This is a genomic window from Bacillus sp. SIMBA_026, from assembly GCF_046535335.1.
GTDB lineage: Bacteria > Bacillota > Bacilli > Bacillales > Bacillaceae > Bacillus > Bacillus velezensis.
Map to the genome: position 1 here is coordinate 1 of NZ_JAWRWX010000523.1, position 231 is coordinate 231.

Sequence of the window (231 nt, forward strand, 5' to 3'; positions counted from 1 at the left end):
AGCCTTGCCATGTCGAGACATACGTAAAATCCGACACCCAGAGCTGATTCGGTCGTTCAGCCTTGAACTGCCGGTTGACTCGGTCCAGCGGGCGCGGCGCGGTCACCTCGGGAATCGTCGTGCGAACACGCTTACCGCGAACTGCGCCACGCAAGCCCTGCAGTTTCATCAACCGTCCGACCGTGCAGCGTGCCACTGCAATGCCTTCCCGGTTCATCTGCTTCCAGACCT

General features: G+C 60.6%; 1 protein-coding gene. It reads right to left on the bottom strand.

Features of this window, described 5'->3' with window-relative positions; translation table 11 throughout:
* Positions 1-231, bottom strand: a 231-nt coding sequence (locus SB847_RS22400) for an IS3 family transposase (protein WP_410578974.1), incomplete at both ends; no start/stop codon positions are given.